2 protein-coding genes are annotated in these 1,346 nt (G+C 59.4%); one reads left to right on the forward strand and one right to left on the reverse strand.

Annotated features, from left to right (window positions below; translation table 11 throughout):
* Window positions 1–308 (forward strand): hypothetical protein (locus tag C5O24_RS14210; RefSeq protein WP_161553921.1); only part of this gene is annotated, 308 nt, incomplete at its 5' end.
* An 85-nt stretch (window positions 309–393) separates the two neighbouring features.
* Here C5O24_RS14210 and rlmB read toward each other — a convergent pair.
* On the reverse strand, window positions 394–1,152 hold the full coding sequence (gene rlmB / locus C5O24_RS13395) for a 23S rRNA (guanosine(2251)-2'-O)-methyltransferase RlmB (protein WP_107036087.1): 759 nt from the start codon (window positions 1,150–1,152) through the stop codon (window positions 394–396).
* Between the last annotated feature and the right edge of the window lie 194 nt (window positions 1,153–1,346).

The following is a 1,346-nucleotide window of genomic DNA, read 5'->3' on the forward strand; positions in this document are numbered from 1 at the left end:
CGCTCCGCGGCTCCGAGAACGTCACCCCATCCGGCGGGGAGGGCGGGAGCCGCGGAGCGTGCGGGGAGATGGAAACCGGGGTTCGGAGCGGAGGATGGACGCCGATGCGCGACAGCGGATCGGTGACCATCCGAGGCGTAGACCCCGGACAAGAGAGAACCACACACAGCGCGGCGAGTCCCGGAGGGCACGAGCCCGCGACATGGCGTCAGCACAGGGAGGAGGAGGAGGAGAGAGAGCGAAGCAAGGCTAGAGGTAAAAATCATCGGAGCCATCAGATCGCTCCGATGACTCCGATGATATTATGAGAATTACGATTACTCTGACTATCTAATGACTACTATTATTCTGATTACCATGATAGCTATAGCAGCCATGATCGCTCCGATGCTCTCAGATGATCTCCATGTTGCTGCTGAGGCGCTGGCGCACTACTTCGTAGGCGAGCACTCCGGCTGCCACCGATACGTTGAGTGATCCGATATGACCAAACATCGGTATCGACACGAAGGTGTCGCACTCGCGGAGTACTTCGGGCGATATGCCGCGGTCCTCGGCTCCCATCACGAGAGCCACTGGCCCCGAATAGTCGGCCATGGTGTAGTTGATATCAGCCTTCTCGCTGACAGCCACGACCCTGACGCCGCTCGCCTTGAGGTATCTTACGGCCGACAGCGTGGAGTTGACACGACACACCGGCAGATAGGACAGCGCGCCGGCCGAGGTCTTGACAGCGTCGGCGGTGACACTCACACTGTCGTGAGCCGGTATGACCACCGCATCGACAGCCGCACACTCGCACGTGCGGGCTATGGCGCCGAAGTTGCGCACGTCGGTGATGCCGTCGAGCACCATCAGAAAAGGGGTCACCCCGTCTTCGTAGAGCTGCGGCACGAGATTGTCAATACTGTGATAGGTCACAGCCGACAGTATGGCCACCACGCCCTGATGGTTCTTGCGGGTGATCTTGTTGATGCGCTCCACCGGCACACGCCGGCTGACAATGCCGTTGGCGCGTATCATGTCGGTGAGCTGACGGGCCAGATCGCCGTCAAGATCCTTCTTTATATACACGCGGTCTATGTCGCGTCCGGCCTCGATGGCCTCCATCACGGCACGCAGGCCGAATATGTAGTCGGTTGACTGTATCATTGCTGTTATCCTGTTATACTTTTCCTATTATTCTGTTATCGATTATGACCCCCGTCGGGGAGACCGGTTTTATCTGCCGGCAAGGAGAGCCACGGCATTGGCTCTGGCCGCCTCGGCCGACGACTCGCCTCCGAGCATCATGGCCAGTTCGGCCACGCGGGCGTCATAGTCGAGCTCGGCTATGCGTGTGTGGG

Origin of the sequence: Paramuribaculum intestinale (genome assembly GCF_003024925.1) — a bacterium.
Classification (GTDB): Bacteria; Bacteroidota; Bacteroidia; order Bacteroidales; family Muribaculaceae; genus Paramuribaculum; species Paramuribaculum intestinale.